Here is a 302-nt window from a genome sequence, read left to right as displayed (position 1 = left end):
TCAGACTTGCGCAGACCAGCAAAGTTAAACGAACCATTTGCATCTGTAAAAGCTGTAAAGCTCACCGCTTCACCGTAAAGATCCTGACCAGTTAGCGTGATCTCAATACCTGCAAGTACAAAGTCATTGCCGTTATTTGTGCCATCTTGATTGATGTCCACAAACACCCGGCCTGAAATAGATTTATCACCGTCATTAAGCTGCTCTGTGAAGATAAGATCTGGTGCAACATTGTCAGCCAATACTAATTTGATCTCTCTATTTGAGCCAAATTGATCTGGGTTTGCACCTTGGTAATCTTG

Annotated in this window: 1 protein-coding gene; it reads right to left on the bottom strand. The window is 42.4% G+C overall.

The genetic code is table 11. From position 1 onward, the window contains the following. Nucleotides 1–302: SdrD B-like domain-containing protein (locus N477_RS01295; RefSeq protein ID WP_196760560.1), on the bottom strand; the 302-nt coding region annotated here is incomplete at both ends.

This window comes from Pseudoalteromonas luteoviolacea H33-S (assembly GCF_001625695.1).
GTDB lineage: Bacteria > Pseudomonadota > Gammaproteobacteria > Enterobacterales > Alteromonadaceae > Pseudoalteromonas > Pseudoalteromonas luteoviolacea_B.
The sequence above is the reverse complement of the archived record's forward strand: the minus strand, read 5'-3'. Positions and strand labels throughout refer to the sequence as shown.